Consider the following 22056-nt stretch of genomic DNA (forward strand, 5'->3'; position numbering starts at 1 on the left):
GTAGCTAGTTCAATTGACGACAGCTCATTCATTTAGCGACCACTAAATCAATTGGTACCGCTCACTCATTTGATAACCATTAAGCAAACCGAGTTTTCAGCTCTTCAATCAACGGCCTTGGTTTCGCAATGCCAAAGCCCTGTGCGTAGACCACGTTCAGGTCACTCAATATCTCGGCATGTTGCTCCGACTCCACAAATTCCGCCACCGTGATAAGCCCCATGTTTTGTGCAATTTGGCTAATGTTCGCAACGATCGCTCGATCGTTTTGGTTGTGGTGAATTTGCTCAACAAAAGAGCCATCGATTTTCAGAATATCGAGAGGAATACGGCGCAGATAATCAAATGAAGCATAACCAGTTCCGAAGTCATCAAGGGCTATCTTACAACCCACATTTTGAAGCTGATTGATATTCTTGAGCACGTTTGATTCGTTCGCGAGTGGCATACTCTCAGTGATCTCAAAACAGATCTTGTCCAACGGGATACTAAAATCTTGGGCTTTTTCGACAATACTGAATGCCAGATCGGGTTGGGTTAAGGCTTGAGCCGTCAAGTTAATACAGCAGCGATCAATCATCTGCCAATCGGAAACATAGCGATTGAGCACCTTGAAGGTATTGCGAATCACCCATTTATCAAGATCCAACTCAAGGCCGAATTCATTAATTAGTGGGAAGAACTGAGCGGGTGAGAGTACCTCGCCCCCTTCTCTTGGTAAGCGTAATAGGACTTCGAACGACAATGCACCTTGTTGGCTGTGTTGCAGGTTTCGATACGGCTGACAATAGAGCTCAAATGCATCGTTATCAAACGCCTGTTGCACCTGACTCAATTGCCCCAGTGACGATAGCGGGTTGCGTACGAGTTTTACTTCAGCGACAGCATCAAATGCGTCATGCTCACTCGTTCTTGAGCACAGTTGTGATACCAATGCCTCAAACTCAACCTCAGGCGTAATACGTGTATATCGTACCTGTGGATCTAACACCTTGATCGAACGGTTATTCCAATCAAAAGAGAATGCCAATAGCTGCTGATGCAGTGTTCTGAGTTGTGGCTCCAAGCCGTCACTCTTTGGCCACATGTAGATCAACGTAGTGGTGAAAGGAGCAATATAGCCTTGACCACAGTGCGAATTATTCAGCTTAAGGTAATGACTCAGCTGTTTAAGGAGTTCACTCTTCTCTGCTAAGCCTAACGCCTTAACGCGTCGCGTAACTTCTGACAAATCAACCAGAACAAGTGCCGGTTCATAATCACAATGGGTCACGTCTTCTTTGAGCTGTGCAATGGTATATAGCCCGGTGTAAGGCTCATGACGTTCAACATCAATCGCAGCTTTGGTGGTTAAGAAGTTTTTTATTGCTTGAGTGATCATCAAGAAAATCATAACGCTGAGTGTAAACAACACCACAATCAGCCCATAGAACGTCTGATCGGTAATACCGCCCGATTCATAGGAGACGATGGTTTTGTGGATATTGACCAGCACAATCACGACGGTAAACAGAGCAGGAAGTACGAAACCAAATTGCCCCAAGCCAAGCCCAACCATAGGCACTAGCAGCAAGGAGAAAGCTATCGTCGTAACGAAATGTCCAGAACCAATCGCTGCCAGTAACACCGTCGACACCATCGCAACCCAGTAGAGATACAGCCGAGATTGCGCAGAGTGTTCAAACATCGAGCGGTTGAGCGCCAACAGCTGAGAGCGCGTGCTGACAGAAAAGAACGCTAGCGCAACGGAAAACACGGGCGTTAGCACAAGGTGAGTCATAGAGCCGCTTAACACCGCGTAGCCATAATAACTAAGCTCATTCATTAACGGGTAATCAAATAACCACGCAATGACGGTCATCAGGAGGGTGTTAAAGATCGGATAAACCACCACCATCACACCAATATAGCTCATCGCCATTAGAGTAAATTGCTCTCCCTCTATCCTCTGCCTGAGTCTTAAATATATCTCAGTAAACAGCCACATGAGCGCAGGCAAAGCCAATGAAAACGCGAAAGAGACCGCGATATCTCGCTGAGAAATAAACAAATAGTGTGTGAGTAGCCCAGCGATAACTCCAGGGAATGCATGCTTACGGAAATTGAGAAAAAGAGCGGCTACAGTACTGGCAGTGAGTGAGATAACATGGACTCGGTCAGCACTTAGCGTAAACCACTGTGATGCTTGGAAACTCAACAGAATGGCCAAGGCGATCAAGAAAGTCTGGCTTAAATAGCGAAAACGAGAGTCTTGATTGGAATCAGAAAATGTCGACAGATTCATATTCAAAGCTCGCAGATAACATAATAGGTATGGCATACCCAAGAGCGGTGATCATACTCTTTTTTATGAAGTGATGTGACCCTGAATTACCGCCGCTTTGTAAAACATTGCGCTATTTTTATAGCTAGAATCTATACATTCACGAATAAATTGCTTTTGCTCTTTATTATTAAGATTTAAATATTCAACCTGTCACATTTAACTTGGTTAAGCCGCTCCCCTTAACTCAGTTGAGATTTAAGCCGACAAATAGAAATAGCCCCGACGTATTTGCCGGGGCTGAGTAAAATTCATCATAGCGGTAGTATTAGCTGTCTGCGCTAAGTGCACCCTGACAACTCACTTCAGGCGTTTGAGGCTGTATTTTCTCTTTTATGTATCGACTTAAGCGCATCCAAGCAAAGCCACCCGCCAACACGTTGGCACAAGCAGCCGCAGCCACAGCGTAGAGCATCTCACCCGTCGATGCACCTACCCATAGTGCAGGGATATAGAAAATAAACAGCCTTGCGAACGACACATTCAACGCTTGTTTCGGTTGGCCGAGCGCATTGAACACCGATGCCACGAGCATACACAAACCCAACGGGCCAAAACTTAATGGGATAAACAGTAGACTTAATTCAAACCAGTGACGAATTGTCACCTCGTCCGATAGCATAGACGCTAACACACCACTGCCTAACGCTAACAGTGCGGCAATTGCAATGTGGAAAGTCAGTAGAAACTGAGCTGATGTTTTCAATAGTTGCGGAATTTTATGACGTTGCTGCGCGCCAAGGTAACGACCAATCATAGGTGGGATCGACATGGTCAATGCCAAAGACATCACCAACACAAAGCTCTCAACGCGCGATAACAGGCTCCAAAATGCCATTTCACTTGTTCCCATGCGCGCAATCAACCACATAGTAAAGAAAGCACTCACCGACGGCAGAATTTGATTCATGGTGGTCGGTACCACGGTTTTAACCAGCTCTGAGCCATCGTGTTTGATTTGCTGAATGCTTGCGTCAGACACACCAAACCAGCCGCGTCCACGCACTTTCATCAACATGTAGATAGAGCAAGAGAGGTAGCCCACACTCGAAGCCACCGCTGCGCCAACAATACCCATATCGAGCCAGAAAATCAGAATAGGGTCGAGAATCAGGTTAATGATACTCGCACCAAGGAACATGCTACCCGTCGTTTTGGTGTCACCATTTGCACGATAGATACAAGTGGTTAAGTACAGTAGTGCCACCGTAAGTGCGCTCAACAGCCACACAGGCCAGTATTGATTGAACACCGCTAGTAAGCGCTGATACTGCTGCTGTGGGACACCGGAAATAAATGAGTGGAAAACCCAATCACTCGCTAAAATCAGAGCAAAACAGATTAACGCAATCACTACCATACCTGCGCCAACCGATAAGGTAGCCATTGAGCTCGCCTTACGACTGTCTTTCGCACCAACCGCCTGCGAGATGATCGAGGTAGCTGCAACCCCAATCCCGACTTGCACTCCAGTAAACGCTGCCTGAAATGGCAAAGTGATACCGTGCACCGCAAGCTCATTAACACCAAGCATGCCAATGAAAATAGAGTCCACGAGCTGAACCATCATGATCGCAAATACCCCTACCGTTAAGGGCATGGTTTTCTCAATCACAGTGCGTAAAGTGGACGGCAGGCTTGGCATAGTCGGCTCTCTATTCTGTTTCTCAGGGTGCAGTATAGAGCGCACATTGCAAAAGATAAGCGTCAGCAACGCTGAATGAGTTTCAACATTTTGTATATAATCTCTGCACCGAACGTGATCCGCGCAAAATTTAGTCAACTTTCCTCTGTAAGCGTGTGACCCGGCAAAAACTTTGCGCAGGTGATCTTTGTTATAAAAATCCCTCCAGCTATTTTTTGAAGGGTTAATAATGCAAAAAATAATTCTTATCACAGGTGCAACCGATGGGATTGGCTTGGAGACCGCACGAGTATTGGCTCAACAGGGACACCACCTACTCATTCACGGTAGAAACCGCATCAAATTAGAGCGCGTTGCCGCAAGCTTAAGTCGCCTATCAAAACAGGCGAAAATAGAACACTATCTTGCTGATTTATCGGTACTGTCCGAGGTTGAGCAATTCGCTCAGCAGGTGATACGCAATCACCGTCGGCTCGATATTCTGATCAATAATGCTGGGGTCTACAACGTCCCAGAGGTCACCACCAAAGACAATCTTGATACCCGTTTCGTGGTCAATACCATTTCTCCTTATCGACTGACACGTTTGTTGCTTCCTCTTTTCGATGCCACAGGGCGCATCATCAATCTATCTTCAGCAGCACAAGCCTCGGTCGACCTTAATGCACTCACCAGCCCCAATACGGGTGAGATCCACGGGACCATTTATGCACAGAGCAAACTCGCATTGAACATGTGGTCGATGGAATTGGCTCAATCGCTCGCAGGCCATGGACCTTCAGTGATTGCCGTCAACCCCGCTTCATTCTTAGGCAGTAAATTGGTGAAAGAAGCCTATGGACTGGATGGCAATGATCTGGCGATTGGTGCAGATATCTTGTGTCGTGCCGCGCTCTCGGAAGAGTTTGCTGACGTGTCTGGTCAGTACTTTGACAACGATTCAGGGCTATTCAAACCACCCCATGCCGATGCGCTCGACGACCGAAAGAATCAAAAACTTGTTGCGGCACTGGATCGAATATTAGAGACCAAGATCCACTAAAGGCTTCAATCAGAACCTCACCTAACTAACCTAACTAAAAACCAAATATCAGCGGTACCACAGGTGCCGCTCTCCTGCTCATCATCACTTCCAAATGGCCGATTGCCTCCTGAATACGACAAAACAAAAGTTCACCTCGAATACCACAGTGGCGTAGTCTTCCCTTAATGGGTCTGATATGGTGTCGCAAGAATTTCTGTCACGGATATGAGCATGACTATGAACAGACTCACAATATTAGACGGTGGTATGGGCAGGGAGCTCAAAGAGATTGGCGCGCCTTTTTCCCAGCCTCTTTGGAGTGCCCAAGCGCTCATCGAAGCCCCACAATTTGTTACGCAAGCCCATCAGCACTTTATCGACGCCGGTGCTGAGCTAATCATCACCAATAGCTACGCGTGTGTTCCCTTCCATTTAGGGGAAGAGCGCTTTTCACAGCAGGGCTTTGAGCTTGCCGCTTTATCTGGCGAGCTTGCTCAAGCTGTGGCTGGTAACTCAAAACACGCCGTGACGGTGGCTGGTGCTATCCCTCCTCCATTTGGCAGCTACCGACCGGATCTGTTTGACGCTGAGAACGCAAAACCTATTGTTCAAACACTTCATGATGCCCAAGCGCCATATGTGGATGTATGGATGGTCGAAACGCTGTGCAGCCTAGAAGAGTTACGCGCTATTCACGAGGTACTTAAAGCCTCTTCCAAACCAAGCTATTACGCTTTCAGCCTCAGCGATGAAACGGGATCAGCGGCCACTCTGAGATCAGGACAAGCCGTGACCGATGCAATCAAACTGGCCGTTCAATCCAATGCCGCTGCTGTGCTATTTAATTGTTCAGTACCAGAAGTAATGGAACAAGCGATCATCGACGCTAAAACGGTACTCGACGAGTTAGAGAGCAGCATCGAAATTGGGGTATACGCCAACAACTTTACTCCGATAAGCAGTGATCACGAAGCGAACGACACTCTGCAGTGCATGCGAGAGCTCTCACCTGAAGGTTATTTGGAGTATGCGAAACGTTGGTATCAACTGGGTGCGACTATAATCGGCGGCTGCTGCGGGATTGGTCCTAAACACATTAAAGCGCTCAGCGATTGGAAGTTAACGCTGGCTGAGTAGCCGACTGAACAATAAAATCATTAATCACCGCCTTGCTGTTTGCTTGTAAGGTGGTGATATCTTTTCATCTTAATCATCCCAAATAGACCGTCCCTTCTCGGTAGCTTATTGATATCAAATCAATATCCTCTCTCTATTCAGCCATTGTTTTAAACAGTAACGGTAAACAACATACGCTTTGATTCGCATTCACTTGCTCTTAGGACGCTTCAAAAGCTATGATATAACATAACAACTTATGGATATGTACTGTTCTCATAATGGAAATCTTTAATGACAAACCCTGTCGATACTGAAGCTCAGATCAAACATGTAGAAAACAACTTTAAAGCGCGTGGTAAGCAGCTAACCGCAACAAGACGCCTCGTACTTCGTGCACTGATTGGATCAGGGAAAGCACTCTCTGCCTATGACATTGTTGACTACTGTCGAGATCATTTGGATAAGACGATTCAGGCTATGTCGGTCTACCGTATTCTCGAATTCTTAGAGAAGGAGCACTTGGCGCACAAGCTCAAGGTGTCCAATAAGTACATTGCTTGCTCGCATATCCTTTGTGAGCATGAACACGGCATCCCACAATTCTTCATATGTTCTAAATGTGACAAGATCAGTGAGCAAACCATCGACCCTAAACTGATCATGGATTTGCAATCAAATGCGAGAGAAGAAGGCTTTACCGTGATCAGTCCACAGTTAGAGATAAACTGTGTGTGTGACGACTGCCTAAAAGAAGAAAAGACCTGCTGTGGGAATGATTAAGAAAAAAACTGTCAGGAAAAAAGCTGGGAAGATTCAACCCAGCTCAATTAACAAGTGATGCGAGTACGATTTGCTAGAAATTGTATTCCGCAATCTTCGATGGGGTGCCGATATCGTGTTTTGGTGAGGTCGCTTTCATCGGTTCCATTCTCAGTTGACCATTGTGGAAGCTGAACTCAACCGCTTCTCCGCCAGCCATCTTCATACGGTAACGAACTTCTATGCGTTGGAACATCCCGTTGCATTCAAAGTCTTCACACTGAATTTCAAAATCCACCAGCTGATGTTGGTGCTGTCCATCATTAAAATAGATGTTGTGTTGTGTGTAGTCGGCAGTCTTTAGTAAATCTAAAACCAGCTTTAATGAGTCTGTTGTAAAGACAAGCATGACAATCTCTCTCTAATTATTATCCCAATTTCGTGTTATTGATTATTTAATTATTAACACTCGGGCGCACTATAGCTCACAGTCATTAACAATTAAGTAACCATGCGTAAGGGTTTGTAATGCATGAAAGTTTCATTGATTTAATTTATACATTTCGTGTGAGATAATTAAGCCATTGGCATATCCGCCTCATGACTTTGTTTTAGGATCCCACTGCAATGTTTAAAAGAGTGTTGCAAGCACTATTCCCTTCTTTAAAGGGGCAACCAACAAGAGCCTCTTCAGAATCAAATAACAACACCGTAAATCACGCTCAATCTGCCCAATCAGAGACTCACCAAGCACCAACACCTCAGCACACGTTAAGAGCTGATAAACCGTTAAGCCCGCACGATGCGGACTTTCTTAACTACCTATTTGGTGAATCGAGACTCAATACTGAGTCGGATCCGTTCAGTGACTTTGTTGCTGCGCGTATTGAAAAGCTGTTGCTGTCACCTAAGGCGTTGTTGAATGAATTACCTGTTATGCCTGCCTCCATCACCACATTGATGGGCGAGCTTAAGAGTGACGACTTTAATGTTAATGCTCTGCTCACCGTGGTCGACAAAGAGCCAAGCATGGCCGCTGACATGATTAAGCTGGCAAACAGTGCGCGCTACCGTCGCTCTGAAAAAGAGGTGACCGATCTAAAAACCGCCTTCATGAATATGGGTTCTCAAGGTCTGATTGAGGGGGTTATCAACGCCTACCTTAAGGAGTTCTCTCCAACCTTGAATATTTACTGGCGCCAATTTGGTGAAAAGATTTGGGATCACAGCTTACGTACCGCTTGTTACTCTCGAGATCTTCTCCAAGACAGTGGCAGTGACGAAGATGAATCGACGGCTTATTTTGTCGGGCTGATACGTAACCTAGGTAAGATGATTATCTTCCAAGTGATGGTAGAGGCGTTCCGTCATGTCGATCCAAGCGTGCCACCTAACTCGACCGCTTTTAAGCGTTTGATCAACAGCTATTCCATCAAACTGACCTACACACTTGCCAAATTCTGGGAACTGCCGGAATCGGTGCTGTTGTCCATCGCTTACCAAGAATCTCAGAAATTTGCAGCCACGCCTTTAGCGACCGCGGTACTTGAGGCTAACTACATCAGCGAACTGCAATCGCTGCTGCAATCAGACATCATAGACTTAGACACGTTTGATAAACGCTGTGAACAGCGACTCACGCAGCCAAAATCACGCACGATTGTGGATGTCATCAGAGCGCAAGCACTAGAAAAATTATCAGCATAAAAAAGGGGCTCAATTGGGCCCCTTTGTTGTCTTTGTCATCATTGATGTTCTGTTGTCTCTAAGACGATATCGCCCTTAGAAACAGCACATCAGTGTATTATCGATCCGCGACTTCAAGTACGATTTTTCCGACGTGGTTTTTCTTCAAAAACTCTTGCTGCGCATGGTGAATCTCGGCCAGTGGGAAAGACTGCGCCACGATCGGTTGGATCTGCTGTTTTTCAATTCGACGGATCAGGTTCTGAAACACCTCAGGCTCCAGTACTGTACAGCCAAAGAAGCTCAGATCTTTTAAGTAGAGTGTGCGTACATCTAACTCAACCATCGCACCGCCAATCGCACCAGAGACGGCATAGCGACCATGTGGCTTTAAGACTTCCAGAAATTCAGGCCACTTATCACCAGCGACGAGATCGATGACGACGTTAACGCTGCTTTCACCTAGCTCTTTCACTAAGTCTGCATCACGAGCAATCACCTCATCAGCACCCAGTTCAAGCAGTTGTTGATTTTTGCTTGGGCTAGTAATCGCAATCACATGAGCACCGCGGGCTTTTGCCAATTGAATCGCAGCAGAACCCACGCCACCCGACGCACCTGAAATCAGAACGCGGTCGCCTTTAGAAACTTGGGAACGGGTTAGCATGTTTTCAGCGGTCGAGTAAGAGCATGGAAACGACGCCAGTTCGATATCTGATAAGTCACTATTAATGGCATAAGCGTGCTTAGATGCCACCTTAGTGTATTCAGCAAAACCACCATCACACTCAGATCCGAAGTACCAAGGCTGTGGAAGTTCTCGGCCATACACTTCGGTCAAGCATGGCTCAATCATCACACGCTCACCAATACGAGAAGCATCAACCTGCTCACCGACAGCCACAATGATGCCGCACACATCCGCCCCCTGAATTCGAGGAAACTTCAGTGACTCACCAGACCAACTGGCATCGTCAGAATCATCACTTTTCGAGTACCAACCGATACGGGTATTAATATCCGTATTGTTCACACCCGCCGCCAGCACTTTAATCAGCACCTCATTGGGAGCTGGTGTTGGCACCGAGACATCTTCTCGGTATTGCAGCATTTCTTCTCCACCGTGACCTAGCATCTCAACGGCTTTCATCGTTGTTGGTACATCAAAACTCATAATGATTCCTTAATTTAACAGCATCTTAGCTGCACTTTTTGCAGAGGTGACCGCAGCTTGGCCCAACACAGGCCACGCACTGGACACACCTTCATGCAAGATAAATAACGGGGTTGATAGCGCTTCGTTTTGGCTCAACTGCCCTAGCAAGGCACGTACTTCGTGTTTGTGATCAAGTACGGCTTGATTGATCAGTTCATTGTCTGGAAAAGCCGCGATGGCATTCATCGACAAGCAGCCATGAGGGGCATACTCCTCCATCCAAGCTTGCAGCTGTGAAAACACATGCTCGATACCCTGTTGCGGGCTCTGAGGCGCTTCATTAAGTAGCAGGTGCAAATAGCGTTGGTGACGATGTTCAAGTGCCCCAACAATCATTGCTTCTTTGGAAGGGTAATGCTTGTACAGGGTTCTTAAGCTAACACCACACGCGGTTTTCAGCTGAGCGACGCTAGGCTCAGCGAAACCGTGTTGGCTAAATGCAACCTCAAGGGCGGCGGCAATCTGTTCTTTCAACATAGAGCAGTCTCAATACGTTTCACAGGGAATAAAAATAAACACTCACAAGGGTAGAATGATTGTTCTACTTATAGGGTAGAGCGATCATTCTACCCTTGTCAATCATTGTTGATTTACATTCGCCAACCTAGGGCCTAGCTTGTCCCTACTCTTGCCTTATAACCCTTCAAAAATCATAGACTTAAGATTTCAAGCTCGTTGTCATCATTTGATGCAGATAGGTCGCGAATACGGCGATTAGCCCGCATACAGTTAAGCTCATACCCAGATCCTGTCCAACACCAACAAGACTCAAACCCGCACCAATCAACAAGTAGTAGAGCAGACCAAACAACGCACCCGCGCTACCAATTTGCGCTCGATAGTCGACCAAGGCTTTGCTCAACACATTAGGAATCGCGATCCCAAACGACATCACCACTAACATCATCGGCAGCAGAAAAACGACCTGCTGCTGTGTCAACCAAACCCCAATACCACCCGCCACCAGCAACAGTGCAGCCAGATTTAACAGTTGAGTTGAGGTTCTGCCACGAGCCAACAATGCTTTATTGAGATAGCTCCCGATTAAGGTTCCAAGGCCAAGCACCACGCCACTGTAACCGTACTGTTCGTTGCTCAGTCCGATCTGAGTAAAGGTAAAAGCCCCCAACTGATAGTAAGAAAACAGCGCTACGTTGTAAGCACTCACTAGCAATGCAGATAGCCAGATTCGGCGATCTATGAACATGGCTAGTGCAAGCGGCTTCAATCTAACTGAGGGTTGAGATTGCTGTGTTTCTGGCAGTTTGAACAGGCTATGCAATAACGCAATCAACGCCATGGTCAGCAGTGCGACGAACACCCATTGATGCCCACCCAACACGTTTAATTGGCTGCCCAGCAGCATACCGATCACAGGACTAATCGAGATCCCAATCCCCATGTAGGCGAATACCTTTGCTAGCTCCTCGCCTGTAAAGATGTCCCTCAGCATTGTCTGTGTGACCACTGAACCCACTGCAATCCCAAATGCACTTAGCGCTCGAGCTAGCATCAGAACAGTGAAGTTTTCAGTGGTTATGGCTAAGCATGCGGCAACCACAAACAGCAGCAATCCAAGCAGCATGGTTGGGCGTCGTCCCCAATAATCGGCGAGTATGCCCCACACCACTACGCCTAAGGCAAATGCGCCAAAGTAGATAGAAAGGGTTTGAGCGGCTTGCGCGTAACTCACCGAATAGGCGTCAGAGATTGAGGTCAAGGCCGGGCTATAAATGGTTTCTGCAATCTGCGGAAACATCAATAACATCACCATTTGCCATAATGATGGTTTCGTTTTCATGGTTGTTTCTCCGTATCAATCAACTTGACGCGCAGTTTAGGGCAAACTAATCTCGACCCATTAACAACATTAAAACCAAAAACATCAAAAAAGGGACAAATGGCAATCATCACTCCTGATACCCGATTTGATGCGGACGCCATTGACGCCAAAGTGGTGGGCATTGCTGCAGAATTAGGTCAGCACGATTCCGGGATTCATCAACACAATAAGGGGCAACTGCTATACGCTCCGCAAGGCTGCATCACGCTGACCTTGGAGAAAGCGATCTGTATTCTTCCTCCAACAAAAGCGGTTTGGATCCCGCCGGGTACGATGCATCGCGCTCAAATGACAAACGTCGTTGCCTACCGCTCTATCTACTTTGATGTGAATGCATTTGAATGCCCAAAAGCGATTACAACGGTCGATGTAGACGAGCTACTCAAGGCGCTCATCAATCGAATGGCATTGTGGGAATGGGATATAGAACCAGAGCAAACCACTAAGGCGACCGAGCTGTTCTGGCAAGAGTTTTACAACGCACAGATCCACTCTTTAATGCTGCCGCTGCCACAAGATCGCCGCTTAACACGCTTTCAACAGCAGATGACAAAGCCGAACTTTTTGCCACCTAGCCTCACCCAACTTGCCGATCAAGCAGGGGCGAGTAGCAAAACCATGAGCCGTATTTTTAAGGCAGAAACCGGCATGAGCTATCAAGACTGGCGTCAGCAGTGGCGACTAATGAAAGCGATAGAGCTGCTTGCCACACTGCTGCCCGTTGCAGAAGTCGCGCACCAACTCGACTTCTCGTCCGACAGCGCTTTCATCGCTTTTTTCAAGCAGCAGACAGGCCAAACACCCTTGGCATTTAACCGATAAGACGTCACCGCTTATGTGGGTATAAAAAAGCCAGAGTCGTGAAAGTGACTCTGGCTTTTCGATAGGATGCAATAAAGGGTTGAGTGCTAATCAATCAACATAAGTGAATCAAGGATCCCTTGTCCGCTATGAATGCCCCCTTCATTTTCGCTGGCGGGTTTACTGCGAATTAAATAGCCAGCATAACCGTTCATTTGCGTCATCGGCTCACCCTCAAAATAGAGACTAAACAGACCGATTTCACTCACTAAGTCGCTCACCAAGGTTGGCTGAGCATCTCGAATCGCCAGAGTTGGCTCATCGCGCTCATGCGGATAGATCCTCTGCATCAACGCCCAAGCATCGTATTCACTTGGCTGTAATTGCTGCAGCTTTTGCGATACCTCTTCACCAAACACACAGTGACCGCCACCTTCACCTTGATTTTTCAACACCCAGTCATGCTTGTTATCTAGTTGGTTGAACCATTCAATTGTCGCCTCATTGATGGGCTTCATATCCGCCAGCACACTCTGAACCAACTCCGCCTCTTCAAGAGTTAAACCCCAACGCAGGTATTCACTGGCGGGCATCATGGTCAACAGCATTTGCATTGTCTTACTGGTTGCCAGTTGTTGACTGATGGTGGCATTCATTGCCACATAGTGTTGCTCTATAAACAGGCGAGTTTGACTGAGCGTTTGGCAACATACGTCTTCATTGAGTTCAGGAATCCAGTAATCGGCGTATTGGTACCCAGCCCTCAAATAAACCACATCAACGCCACCCACGTCTTTAAGTTCTAAGCGCTGACCACGACCACTGCTGAGTTGGCAACTCAGTTGCTCAAACGTGCGACGCACCGTTCTCACACCCAATTTCTGAAGCTCTAACTCCAATAAGTGTTGATCGTAGACGTTGTCTTCGTTGTTCTGCACAACCATCAAAAATGTCGGTTTTCCCGACTCACCAAAATGGTGTTTGACCTTTTGCGCCGCTTTCGCAATCCCCAACGCCATTTGTTCCAACCCTCTATTTTCAGCGGGAACAGCCGACGGCGCTTCTAACCACGACGAGAAGTGTTGCGGCCATTGGTTTTGTAAAAACGCATGCAACTCTGTCGCTTTTTGACCAAAGGGGCCCATACCAGCGGCAATGCCGTTGAATTCCACCACTTTGGCACCGTGGTCTCGGTCATCCATAAAGTCAGTGCGCATCAAAAGCAATGGTCTACGTGCAGGAAACAATCGTTGAGTCTTATCACCATGAGCTTGTCGGTGCAGAGCCATCAAACGTCCGAAAAAGGGATCCGCCTTGGCCATGTCACTTAAAGAGGCTTGCAGAAAATCATGGTCTTCCGACACCTTGTTGATCAACTTGGTGATCAAAGGAACCACGAGTTTCAAGTGTTCAAAGCTGTCTCGTGTCATGGTCATCGGTGCGATACTAAATGGACAGTGTCGCGCGGTATTGTCTGTTTGTCGAAACGCGACACCGTGCATGATCGCCCACTCACACGCTTCTTGTAAAAGCTGTTGCGGAACTAACGATTGAGTATTGGTTTTCATATTGTTTCTTTATTTACTAGGAATGCCCTAGCTAAGACGACGCTTATTCTCAAAAGACGAAAAATAGTCATAATATTTTCAAGTCCCTTGTTTAAAGTGCAAACGGGCTCAAAAATATGGACTCTTATTGGGTCTGTTCAATGATCAACTCTCTAAGCCATTTGTGGCTCGGTTCTGAGTCATAGTAGCGATGCCAGAGCAAGAAAAGTCCTCCCGGAACCAGTTCCATCGGAATCGGCTTCATCACTAACTCACCGCTTTCAATATAGTCCCTTACTGAGTTGTAGGGATAACACATCAAGAGGTCACTCTGCTTACAGAGTTTCACCGCGCTCGTTATATCAGAAACGTTGGCCGCTTTATTGATCTTGAGCTGCTTCGCTTGCAGTATTTCTAGCAATAACCAATCCCCGACACCGCCTGTCACCAGCTGAATGTGTCGATATTTTAGAAACGTCTTAAGATTCCAATCTTCCATCAACGCGGGGTGGTCTTGACGCATAAGACAAACCGAATAGTCTTGCATCAGCTCAGCGTAATTGAGTTCGGGAGGAATACTGTGGACGTGAGTGCTGGCGCGTTCGTCCAGCTCAAAGATACCAATACCAAAATCCACCTCACGCTTTAACAAGCGCTTGTAAGTTTCACCATTCCAAGTGGTGCTATTGATGGTAATGTTCGGAGCCTGAGCGAGCGCATTAGGCATGAACTTAGGATAGATGGCGGTATAGGCCGTTTCGACCAAGTCGATGTTAAATATGCGTTCACTGCCGAGTGGGTCAAAGTCTTCCGGAACAGTGAGCTGTTCCACTTGAAGCAAGATTTGGTGGATCTTCGGCGCAATTTCGAGTGCTTTCGGCGTCGGAAACAGACCTTTCGACTCACGTTCAAATAACGGGTCGTCAAACAGAGTCCGTAGTTTTGTCAGCTGTTTGCTCACCGCTGATTGGCTCAAAAACATTCGCTGTGCGGTCTTGCTTACACTGCGTTCTTCGAGTAAAACGTGCAAGCAGAGCAAAAGATTCATATCGCATTTCAGTAATCGCTTCACATCAACCATGATATTCCTCAGATTCACATCAAAAATGATTTTATGTCACTTTCAATCATATCATGAAGTTGGTAATTTAGACCCATATAACCTATGAGTTAACTACTCAAGAATAATAGAACTAAGGAATACTCATGAACTTTCTAGCACTCCCTAAGATTGATCTTCACTGCCACCTAGACGGAAGCGTTCGTCCAGACACTATCATTGATCTTGCGAAGCAATACGGTATCGAGCTTCCTGCAGACCGTGATGCAGTCGTTGAATCTCTTACTGTGCCAGAAGACTGTAAGAACCTAGACGAATACCTAGCGTGTTTCTCTCTGCCACTTAAAGTGATGCAAACTGAAGAAGCGATTGAGCGTATCTCTTTCGAGCTTTATGAAGATGCAGCGCTTGAGAACGTAAAATACCTTGAAGTGCGTTTTGCACCTATTCTTCACGTAAACAAAGGCCTGTCGCTTGATACGATCATCGCAAGCGCAGTAAAAGGCATGAAGCGTGCGGAAGAGAAGTACGACATCAAGGGTAACTACATCCTGTCTGTTCTTCGTATGTTCCCGAAAGACTCTATCAAAGACGTGATCGATGCAGGTCAAGCTTACCTAGGTAAAGGCGTTGTCGCATTTGATATCGCAGGCGGTGAGAAACCAGGTTTCTGTGCAGAATTCCCAGAATACACAAAATACGCGATTGAAAAAGGCTACCGTGTGACAGTACACGCGGGTGAGCAATGGCACGGTCAAAACGTTTACGACGCGGTAACGCTACTAGACGCAGAGCGCATCGGCCACGGTGTTCACATCCAAGGCAACGAAGACGCGTACAACATCGTGAAAGAGAAGCAGGTTGCACTAGAAACTTGCCCAACAAGTAACGTACAAACGAAATGTATTCACAAATTCAGCGACCACCCAATCTCTGAATTCCAGAAAGACGGTATCGTGGTAACGATCAACACGGATAACCGCACAGTATCGAACACAACCATGACTAACGAAGTTAAGCGTGTATGTGAAACGTTCGACCTAACCAAAGAAGATTACGCTCAAATCTACAAATACTCTGTAGAAAACGCGTTTGCTTCAGACGAAGTAAAACAGCACCTAATGAGCTTTGCAGACCAAATCTAATAAGATTTGAGCAACGCAAGATAAATCAGGAAGAGAAAGGCGAAAGCTTTTCTCTTTTTTATTACCTATTTGTCGTTAACCTATATTCAAAATTGACTAACGAGTAGTACAGAGATGAAAACAGAACTCGAAAAAATGTTGTCAGGCGAGATCTTCGATGGCGCCGATAAAGAAATCGACCAAATGCGTACTCACGCGTTGCACGCTCTCTCTGAATTTAACCGAAGCACAGATCCCTCTCAGCTAGAACAGTTACAGGCCAATTTATTCGGTAAAGTAGGCAGCAGTATCGTGCGTGCTCCCTTCCATTGTGAGTTCGGCAAGACCATCGAAATCGGTGATGATACCTTCATCAATATGAGTGTGGTGATGCTAGATGGTGCGAACATTAAGATCGGCAACAACGTGATGATCGGTCCGAGTGCGCAGCTCTATACCGCTTCTCACTCATTGAACCATCTAAGCCGTCGTAAATGGGAGACCTTTTGCCAACCTATCACAATCGAAGACGACGCTTGGATCGGTGGTAACTGCGTGATCAACCAAGGTGTCACCATTGGTGCCCGCTCAGTGATCGCTGCAAACTCAGTAGTCAACAGCGATGTGCCACCAGATTGCCTCTATGGCGGCACGCCTGCGAAGTTGATTCGCAGGCTAGATGTTGATAAGCAGAACAACTAGACATACCAATAGAAACGGCCATCATTTCGATGGCCGTTTTTGTTAACTAAACAGGGCAACACCATGCATCGCCACGACACTGGATGTTAGGATTCCTCTCATTCCCATATACCCTTCGGGCAGTTGATTTTGAGATTGAGGCCTGAGTTGGTGCTCAGAAAACCACACCGCAATATAGCCCGCTGCTAGCACGATAATCGTTAGGCTAGTGCTGCCTGATCCTTGCAATAACGCGGCCCACGCAATCAATAGAAAAACGTTACTCAGCAGTAGTGCTTTGCGACTCAAGCTTTGTTCTGGGTAGTCGATGGCTCTGCCCCACAACACGCCCGATAAGAAACTCAAAATAACGACACTGTAGCTAACGAACAGCTGCTCGCCTCCCAAAGAGAAGAACTGAGCGTCTAACAACATCAGCAACAGTCCGAACGCAAAAGGTATGAGACCAAGATAGCCTAGCCTTAGCATGGTGCTTCTTGTTTGTGACATATCGCCTCCCTATAGCTGCTGTTCAATCGCGTTAATCAAGGTTGAGCTTGAGGGTGAGGTCGAGCTACCGAATGTCCCGACTACATTGCCATCTTTATCAATCAGGTACTTGTAGAAGTTCCAGCGCGGAGAAACACCCGCTTGCTTCTTGATCTCACTGAACACAGGATTTGCTTCAGGCCCTGAGATAGAAGAACGCGCCATCATTGGAAAGGTCACGCCGTAATCTAGGTAACACACCTTGGCACTGTCTGCTTCGCTGCCTTTGTCTTGTCGGAAGTCATTACTTGGGAAACCAACCACAGTGAAGTCCTTGTCTTTATACTCTTGGTGAAGCGCTTCGAGTTGACCAAACTGAGAAGTGAAACCGCATTGGCTCGCCGTGTTGACGACCAGTAGGGTTTTTCCTTGAAACTCTTCGCACAAGCTCACTTCGTCTGTCGAATTCAATAGTCGTTGAGAACCTTTGAGTATATCGGGACATGACGATGCGTTAGCTATAAATGGAAGCGTGCTCAGACACAGTGTTACCAAGCTAAGTTTATATTTATTCATCCGTGTATCTCTCATTTGAGGCGATAGGTGTTGTACTGTTAAGGAGATGTTTTTGATCACTTCTCGACTCTATTTCCAAGCGCCTATTTAGCCGTATGTGATAGAATTATTACTCTTACCCAGCGTGCTGAGTCTCTGATTTGGTTCACTATAATATAGTCATGATGAGTGTTTTGAGTTCTGAGAATGAAGAAGTATGAATTAGTTGTTCAAGATATTGTTAGCAAGATCTGCCAGAACAGCATCAACCATAAACTCCCAGCAGAAAGAGAGCTCTCAGAGATCTATGGGTTGTCTCGATTTACGATTCGTAAGGCTTTAGCCAAGCTCGAAGCAATCGGCATGGTCAAATCTAAAGTCGGATCGGGCTACTTTGTGAATACCGCACTTATCGGCACGCCTCTTGTTTATAACTCAATAACTGAGAACAGTTTCGAAGAGATCTCCTACAAAAAAATTCAGCTTAATAAAGCCCTCCCTGATCAGCACGAGCAGCAGATATTTTCACTCAAAGACAGTGAGTATATTTGGAAGATTAGACGCTTAAGATTAATCAACAATAAAGTCGTTCAAATAGAGGAAGCAAAAATACCCGTTAGTGTGTTTCCCGAAATGAATGCCGATATCATCGAAAGCTCAATCCAAAAACACGCCTTATCTATCGGGCTTGAAATAGACAGCTACCTCACCACTTATCAGGCGGTCAATGTCTCTAAAGATGATGCGGAATTACTCGGCTGTAAGAAAAACGCTGCGGCAATGAATATTACCAACCGAGGCTTCTTAACGTCAGGTGAGCTGTTTATCGTTAGCGACATCATTGATATTAACTATCAATGCACCTATCACACGCCATTTAACAGCGAAAGTATGAGTTACCGAGACAAAAAGTAACGACGCCGAGTCGAGATTCAGCAGTTATCAGTAGTCATAAACAAATAAGCCGTAGCCACGAATAAACAAGCCGCAGCCACAAATAAAACAACCCGCTCAATGGCGGGTTGTTATTATTCATAAGTAAGCACTGTTTAGAATTCGTAGTACAGGCGTACACGAGCACCAAAGTCGTCATCCTCTGAGAATGCGCTCGCGTTGTTAGTCTTATTCTCAACCGTGGTGTAGTAAGTACCAAGCAGTACAGAGAAGTCCTCGACTTCAAGTACATTTTGGAACTCGTACGACGCATAACCCGTATTCACTTTCACGTCACCTTGAGCCCAAGTTGAGTCATACTCGTTCGCTCCGTAAACGTAGCCTAAACCGAAGTTGTTATACAGTGCATTCAAACCAACGCTGGCATTGGTTTCATCGACCGCATCAAGGTAAGCAAAGTTAGCATTTACATTCCAAGCACCGCTGGTCCAGTTACCCGTCAAACCATAACCGGTACGATCTGAAATGTCCTTACCATTATCATCAACAATCGCATCACTGATTAGGTTAGTTTCCATCGATGCTGCGACGGTAAAGTCACCCATGTTATACGCGACAACTGGGCGAACAAGGAACGAGTCTTTCGCGTTTTCGTGATCTACTTCCACACCGTGATAGGTATCAGAGAATAAATCTGAGCGGTCACCAATCATGGTACCAACTTCAAGGTAAAGGTTGCCAAAGCTCTGGTTATACATCAATTGGCCATCCGAGCCACGGCCACGAGCTTCCTTCACCTGATACACATAAGCACTACCGCCTGTGTAGAGCTCATTTGAAGTATCGCCTGAGTATTCAAGGAACACATCTAGCCCGACAGGGAACATATCGTATGCTTCAAAACGACCCGCTTTGATCGCCCAGCTATCTTTCTTACCAAACTCAAAGTAGGCATCATCAAGAGCGACATTACCCGTACTCTCAAATAGAGGCTGCGCCTTTACGCCTACATAGTGACCACTTGTGGTGTATTTCTCACCGGCAAACTCGATCAGAACTCGACCATCTTGGTTGAACTCGGCATCTCCGTTCTCATTTGAATCTCTATCTTGGTAATTGAAGTTCAACTCAACGTTACCACCAACTGAGAAATTCCCCTCTTCGTTATCAACAATAGCGATGCCTGCATTTGCGGCCATTGCAGACGAAACCAGTACAGCAGCTAAGGACAGCTTGAACATGCTTTTCATATAAACCCTATATATTATTTTATTGTAATGTGTTGCATAGCAACTTTTTGATAATCAAGTTGAAGTTTATGGACAGTATTCGACTCAATTTCTAGGGCGTATATTTACGGATTAATTAATACCTCACAATCTTCTCTAATTACATTTGCAGACCTAAATCACTCTTTTATATTTATTTTAAAGCCTTTAAATTTCAACAGCTTAAATATAAAAACAAATTTACCGACTAAAACGTTATCTAATTAATCAGACAAAAACAAATATTGAACGGATTATGATAAATTATTGTTCTTTCGCTTCCCCTAAGTGAATCAAAGTTATCGAAGGTATCATTGGTATAACACAATAGGTTTCATATTTGTTCTGACCAAGGATTTCATAATAAAAGAACTTAGCATTGGCTATGATTAGATAATCATTTAAATATTCAATAGTTAAGCAATAAGAATAAATAACTGTACGCATCTGCCCTCATAACATATTAAAGAGAACACTGCCGCTCACTTTAAAATGCGGAAAACCTATAAGCATCGAATTGTACTAGAACAAATTGAGTCAATGGCAAACAACAACGACAAGGATGGGGGGACGCAGAAAAGTGTTAATTTCAATGTGTGATTTCGAGACAAAAAAATAGCCACAGAACGTGGCTATTTGGTATTAGTTTACGAGTTATGGAGTATGAATAGCGCCATCAGGAAGGCGGCTTTGAGTCCACTCGTGGGGGCGATACATTACTGGAAACTCTCGTGCTACGTCGCAATCCATTTCCACGCCAATACCAGCGACTTCAGAAGCGTATAGGTAACCATCAATTGGTTCTGCCGCATTCGGGAATACTTTATGAGTGTTAGCATTGTACTCAACATGCTCTTGAATAGCCGCGTTATGTAAGTGCACATTTAAGTGAGTATTCACTGCTGCACCAATTGGTGTCATATCTGGTGGACAATGCCATGCAATACGCACCCCAAAGCTTTGACACAAGTGACCCAGTTTCAAGGCTGGCGTAATGCCACCAATCTGCGAAACATGGCAGCGAATGAAGTCGATGCGGCGATTTACTATCAGAGACTTCCACTCTTCAGGGTTATTGAAAAGTTCTCCTAAACCTAATGAAACCGAGCTTTGGCTACGGATATTATCCAGCCACTCAGTTTGGTTCGGTGGCAGAATGTCTTCGATAAAGTAAGGCTTATATTGCTCAACCTCTTTTGCAAACTGAATAGCTTGATTTGGGAAAAGGCGCTCGTGCACATCGTGTAAGATGTGGAATTTATTCCCATACTTTTCTCTCAACGACTTAAACATCGTTAAGGTGTTATCCATATATTGGTCTTGATCGTAGTAAGAACCTTCGGTCGGGTTTTGCGTCGCATGCAAGTCCGTTGGCACGCCACCATAAAAGCCCAACTGACAACGAATATGTCGATAGCCTTTCTCTAGAAATGAATCCACAAGGCTGTAAATACCTTCCATCGTATCGCTGGTTGCATGTGTATACACTGGAATAGCGTCACGAGCCTTACCACCGAATAATTGATGAAGAGGCATACCCGCTAACTTAGCTTTGATATCCCACAATGCCATATCGACACCCGATATCGCATTATTAATCACGGGACCGTTTCGCCAGTATGCATTCACCATCATCATTTGCCATAAGTCTTCAATGTTATTGGCATTTTTTCCGATTAGAATAGGCTTTAAATATTCATCGACCATTGTTTTAACGGCAAGTGGTCTCTGTTGGAAGGTTGCACAACCAAAGCCAGTCACACCCTCATTTGTTTCAACTATTACAGTGATGAGATTGTGCCTATCAGGTTTAGTAATAATGCATTGGATGTCAGATATAATAGTTTCTTTCACAATTAAATAACCTAAACTTATGTCAACTCCTATTATCTAACCGTGTTAAAAACCACATTTCAAGCGCTAAATTTGGGCCAAAAATAATTGGTACGTTAAGTGATTTTTTTTTATAAACAAAACATACCAATTGGCAAAAAACGGTGAAAAAATAATTTTTCGGATTTT

At 45.6% G+C, this 22056-nt stretch carries 20 protein-coding genes; 8 read left to right on the forward strand and 12 right to left on the reverse strand.

Annotated features, from left to right (window positions below):
- Nucleotides 1–79 precede the first annotated feature (79 nt).
- Both KI655_RS05955 and KI655_RS05960 read right to left on the reverse strand, forming a co-directional pair.
- Complete coding sequence (locus KI655_RS05955) at nucleotides 80–2284, reverse strand: EAL domain-containing protein (RefSeq protein WP_285402663.1); 2205 nt, start codon at nucleotides 2282–2284, stop codon at nucleotides 80–82.
- Nucleotides 2285–2591: 307 nt separating this feature from the next.
- Entirely contained in the window at nucleotides 2592–3968 is a 1377-nt protein-coding gene (locus KI655_RS05960; RefSeq protein ID WP_285402665.1) for an MATE family efflux transporter, read from the reverse strand.
- A 229-nt stretch (nucleotides 3969–4197) separates the two neighbouring features.
- Between KI655_RS05960 and KI655_RS05965 the strand changes: the two genes are divergently transcribed.
- The 3 genes from KI655_RS05965 to KI655_RS05975 all read left to right on the forward strand — a co-directional run bounded on the left by KI655_RS05965 (nucleotide 4198) and on the right by KI655_RS05975 (nucleotide 6891).
- Nucleotides 4198–5010 carry an SDR family NAD(P)-dependent oxidoreductase gene (locus tag KI655_RS05965; protein WP_285402667.1) on the forward strand — a complete coding sequence of 271 codons (813 nt, stop codon included), beginning with the start codon at nucleotides 4198–4200 and terminating at the stop codon, nucleotides 5008–5010.
- Between the two features lie 219 nt (nucleotides 5011–5229).
- Complete coding sequence (locus KI655_RS05970) at nucleotides 5230–6129, forward strand: homocysteine S-methyltransferase family protein (protein ID WP_285402669.1); 900 nt, start codon at nucleotides 5230–5232, stop codon at nucleotides 6127–6129.
- 273 nt (nucleotides 6130–6402) lie between these two features.
- The gene (locus KI655_RS05975) at nucleotides 6403–6891 is read left to right on the forward strand and encodes a Fur family transcriptional regulator (protein WP_285402671.1); all 489 of its coding nucleotides are present in this window, start codon (nucleotides 6403–6405) and stop codon (nucleotides 6889–6891) included.
- A 73-nt stretch (nucleotides 6892–6964) separates the two neighbouring features.
- Here KI655_RS05975 and KI655_RS05980 read toward each other — a convergent pair whose 3' ends face one another.
- Nucleotides 6965–7279, reverse strand: a complete 315-nt coding sequence (locus KI655_RS05980) for a hypothetical protein (protein WP_285402673.1) — start codon at nucleotides 7277–7279, stop codon at nucleotides 6965–6967.
- 218 nt (nucleotides 7280–7497) lie between these two features.
- Here KI655_RS05980 and KI655_RS05985 point away from each other — a divergent pair, with 218 nt between their 5' ends.
- Nucleotides 7498–8577: an HDOD domain-containing protein gene (locus KI655_RS05985; RefSeq protein WP_285402675.1), complete on the forward strand. Its 1080-nt coding sequence runs from the start codon at nucleotides 7498–7500 to the stop codon at nucleotides 8575–8577.
- Between the two features lie 97 nt (nucleotides 8578–8674).
- Here KI655_RS05985 and KI655_RS05990 read toward each other — a convergent pair whose 3' ends face one another.
- The 3 genes from KI655_RS05990 to KI655_RS06000 all read right to left on the reverse strand — a co-directional run bounded on the left by KI655_RS05990 (nucleotide 8675) and on the right by KI655_RS06000 (nucleotide 11573).
- Entirely contained in the window at nucleotides 8675–9730 is a 1056-nt protein-coding gene (locus KI655_RS05990) for an alcohol dehydrogenase family protein (RefSeq protein ID WP_285402677.1), read from the reverse strand.
- A gap of 9 nt (nucleotides 9731–9739) precedes the next feature.
- Nucleotides 9740–10249, reverse strand: coding sequence for a TetR/AcrR family transcriptional regulator (locus tag KI655_RS05995; RefSeq protein WP_285402679.1), 510 nt, complete (start codon nucleotides 10247–10249; stop codon nucleotides 9740–9742).
- 181 nt (nucleotides 10250–10430) lie between these two features.
- Nucleotides 10431–11573 (reverse strand): multidrug effflux MFS transporter, encoded by a 1143-nt coding sequence (locus tag KI655_RS06000; RefSeq protein ID WP_285402681.1) that lies wholly within the window; start codon nucleotides 11571–11573, stop codon nucleotides 10431–10433.
- A 99-nt stretch (nucleotides 11574–11672) separates the two neighbouring features.
- Here KI655_RS06000 and KI655_RS06005 point away from each other — a divergent pair, with 99 nt between their 5' ends.
- Nucleotides 11673–12437: a helix-turn-helix domain-containing protein gene (locus tag KI655_RS06005; protein WP_285402682.1), complete on the forward strand. Its 765-nt coding sequence runs from the start codon at nucleotides 11673–11675 to the stop codon at nucleotides 12435–12437.
- An 86-nt stretch (nucleotides 12438–12523) separates the two neighbouring features.
- On the opposite strand, the gene KI655_RS06010 is transcribed toward KI655_RS06005, so the two are convergent.
- Both KI655_RS06010 and KI655_RS06015 read right to left on the reverse strand, forming a co-directional pair.
- Nucleotides 12524–13984 carry a glutathione synthase gene (locus KI655_RS06010; RefSeq protein WP_285402684.1) on the reverse strand — a complete coding sequence of 487 codons (1461 nt, stop codon included), beginning with the start codon at nucleotides 13982–13984 and terminating at the stop codon, nucleotides 12524–12526.
- Nucleotides 13985–14108: 124 nt separating this feature from the next.
- Complete coding sequence (locus KI655_RS06015; protein ID WP_285402686.1) at nucleotides 14109–15044, reverse strand: LysR family transcriptional regulator; 936 nt, start codon at nucleotides 15042–15044, stop codon at nucleotides 14109–14111.
- 125 nt (nucleotides 15045–15169) lie between these two features.
- Between KI655_RS06015 and add the strand changes: the two genes are divergently transcribed.
- Together add and KI655_RS06025 are read left to right on the forward strand one after the other, a co-directional pair.
- The gene (gene add, locus KI655_RS06020; RefSeq protein ID WP_285402688.1) at nucleotides 15170–16168 is read left to right on the forward strand and encodes an adenosine deaminase; all 999 of its coding nucleotides are present in this window, start codon (nucleotides 15170–15172) and stop codon (nucleotides 16166–16168) included.
- 114 nt (nucleotides 16169–16282) lie between these two features.
- Nucleotides 16283–16849 (forward strand): sugar O-acetyltransferase, encoded by a 567-nt coding sequence (locus KI655_RS06025; protein WP_285402689.1) that lies wholly within the window; start codon nucleotides 16283–16285, stop codon nucleotides 16847–16849.
- 42 nt (nucleotides 16850–16891) lie between these two features.
- Here KI655_RS06025 and KI655_RS06030 read toward each other — a convergent pair whose 3' ends face one another.
- A complete protein-coding gene (locus tag KI655_RS06030; protein ID WP_285402691.1) occupies nucleotides 16892–17338 on the reverse strand; it encodes a DUF3429 domain-containing protein in 447 nt (148 codons plus the stop codon).
- 9 nt (nucleotides 17339–17347) lie between these two features.
- Complete coding sequence (locus tag KI655_RS06035) at nucleotides 17348–17893, reverse strand: glutathione peroxidase (protein ID WP_285402692.1); 546 nt, start codon at nucleotides 17891–17893, stop codon at nucleotides 17348–17350.
- 186 nt (nucleotides 17894–18079) lie between these two features.
- Between KI655_RS06035 and KI655_RS06040 the strand changes: the two genes are divergently transcribed.
- Entirely contained in the window at nucleotides 18080–18787 is a 708-nt protein-coding gene (locus KI655_RS06040; protein WP_285402693.1) for a GntR family transcriptional regulator, read from the forward strand.
- A 134-nt stretch (nucleotides 18788–18921) separates the two neighbouring features.
- Here the strand turns inward: KI655_RS06040 and KI655_RS06045 are convergent, their stop codons facing one another.
- Both KI655_RS06045 and KI655_RS06050 read right to left on the reverse strand, forming a co-directional pair.
- Nucleotides 18922–20016 carry a carbohydrate porin gene (locus tag KI655_RS06045; protein WP_285402695.1) on the reverse strand — a complete coding sequence of 365 codons (1095 nt, stop codon included), beginning with the start codon at nucleotides 20014–20016 and terminating at the stop codon, nucleotides 18922–18924.
- Between the two features lie 672 nt (nucleotides 20017–20688).
- Nucleotides 20689–21888: an enolase C-terminal domain-like protein gene (locus KI655_RS06050; protein WP_285402697.1), complete on the reverse strand. Its 1200-nt coding sequence runs from the start codon at nucleotides 21886–21888 to the stop codon at nucleotides 20689–20691.
- Nucleotides 21889–22056: the final 168 nt, after the last annotated feature.

It is taken from the genome of Vibrio sp. D404a (assembly GCF_030248535.1).
Lineage (GTDB): Bacteria > Pseudomonadota > Gammaproteobacteria > Enterobacterales > Vibrionaceae > Vibrio.

Bases quoted from the DNA above. Each gene is read 5' to 3' on its own strand.
- KI655_RS05955 (WP_285402663.1), bottom strand. From the start codon at position 2,284: ATGAATCTGTCGACATTTTCTGATTCCAATCAAGACTCTCGTTTTCGC.
- KI655_RS05960 (WP_285402665.1), bottom strand. From the start codon at position 3,968: ATGCCAAGCCTGCCGTCCACTTTACGCACTGTGATTGAGAAAACCATG.
- KI655_RS05965 (WP_285402667.1), top strand. From the start codon at position 4,198: ATGCAAAAAATAATTCTTATCACAGGTGCAACCGATGGGATTGGCTTG.
- KI655_RS05970 (WP_285402669.1), top strand. From the start codon at position 5,230: ATGAACAGACTCACAATATTAGACGGTGGTATGGGCAGGGAGCTCAAA.
- KI655_RS05975 (WP_285402671.1), top strand. From the start codon at position 6,403: ATGACAAACCCTGTCGATACTGAAGCTCAGATCAAACATGTAGAAAAC.
- KI655_RS05980 (WP_285402673.1), bottom strand. From the start codon at position 7,279: ATGCTTGTCTTTACAACAGACTCATTAAAGCTGGTTTTAGATTTACTA.
- KI655_RS05985 (WP_285402675.1), top strand. From the start codon at position 7,498: ATGTTTAAAAGAGTGTTGCAAGCACTATTCCCTTCTTTAAAGGGGCAA.
- KI655_RS05990 (WP_285402677.1), bottom strand. From the start codon at position 9,730: ATGAGTTTTGATGTACCAACAACGATGAAAGCCGTTGAGATGCTAGGT.
- KI655_RS05995 (WP_285402679.1), bottom strand. From the start codon at position 10,249: ATGTTGAAAGAACAGATTGCCGCCGCCCTTGAGGTTGCATTTAGCCAA.
- KI655_RS06000 (WP_285402681.1), bottom strand. From the start codon at position 11,573: ATGAAAACGAAACCATCATTATGGCAAATGGTGATGTTATTGATGTTT.
- KI655_RS06005 (WP_285402682.1), top strand. From the start codon at position 11,673: ATGGCAATCATCACTCCTGATACCCGATTTGATGCGGACGCCATTGAC.
- KI655_RS06010 (WP_285402684.1), bottom strand. From the start codon at position 13,984: ATGAAAACCAATACTCAATCGTTAGTTCCGCAACAGCTTTTACAAGAA.
- KI655_RS06015 (WP_285402686.1), bottom strand. From the start codon at position 15,044: ATGGTTGATGTGAAGCGATTACTGAAATGCGATATGAATCTTTTGCTC.
- add (WP_285402688.1), top strand. From the start codon at position 15,170: ATGAACTTTCTAGCACTCCCTAAGATTGATCTTCACTGCCACCTAGAC.
- KI655_RS06025 (WP_285402689.1), top strand. From the start codon at position 16,283: ATGAAAACAGAACTCGAAAAAATGTTGTCAGGCGAGATCTTCGATGGC.
- KI655_RS06030 (WP_285402691.1), bottom strand. From the start codon at position 17,338: ATGTCACAAACAAGAAGCACCATGCTAAGGCTAGGCTATCTTGGTCTC.
- KI655_RS06035 (WP_285402692.1), bottom strand. From the start codon at position 17,893: ATGAATAAATATAAACTTAGCTTGGTAACACTGTGTCTGAGCACGCTT.
- KI655_RS06040 (WP_285402693.1), top strand. From the start codon at position 18,080: ATGAAGAAGTATGAATTAGTTGTTCAAGATATTGTTAGCAAGATCTGC.
- KI655_RS06045 (WP_285402695.1), bottom strand. From the start codon at position 20,016: ATGAAAAGCATGTTCAAGCTGTCCTTAGCTGCTGTACTGGTTTCGTCT.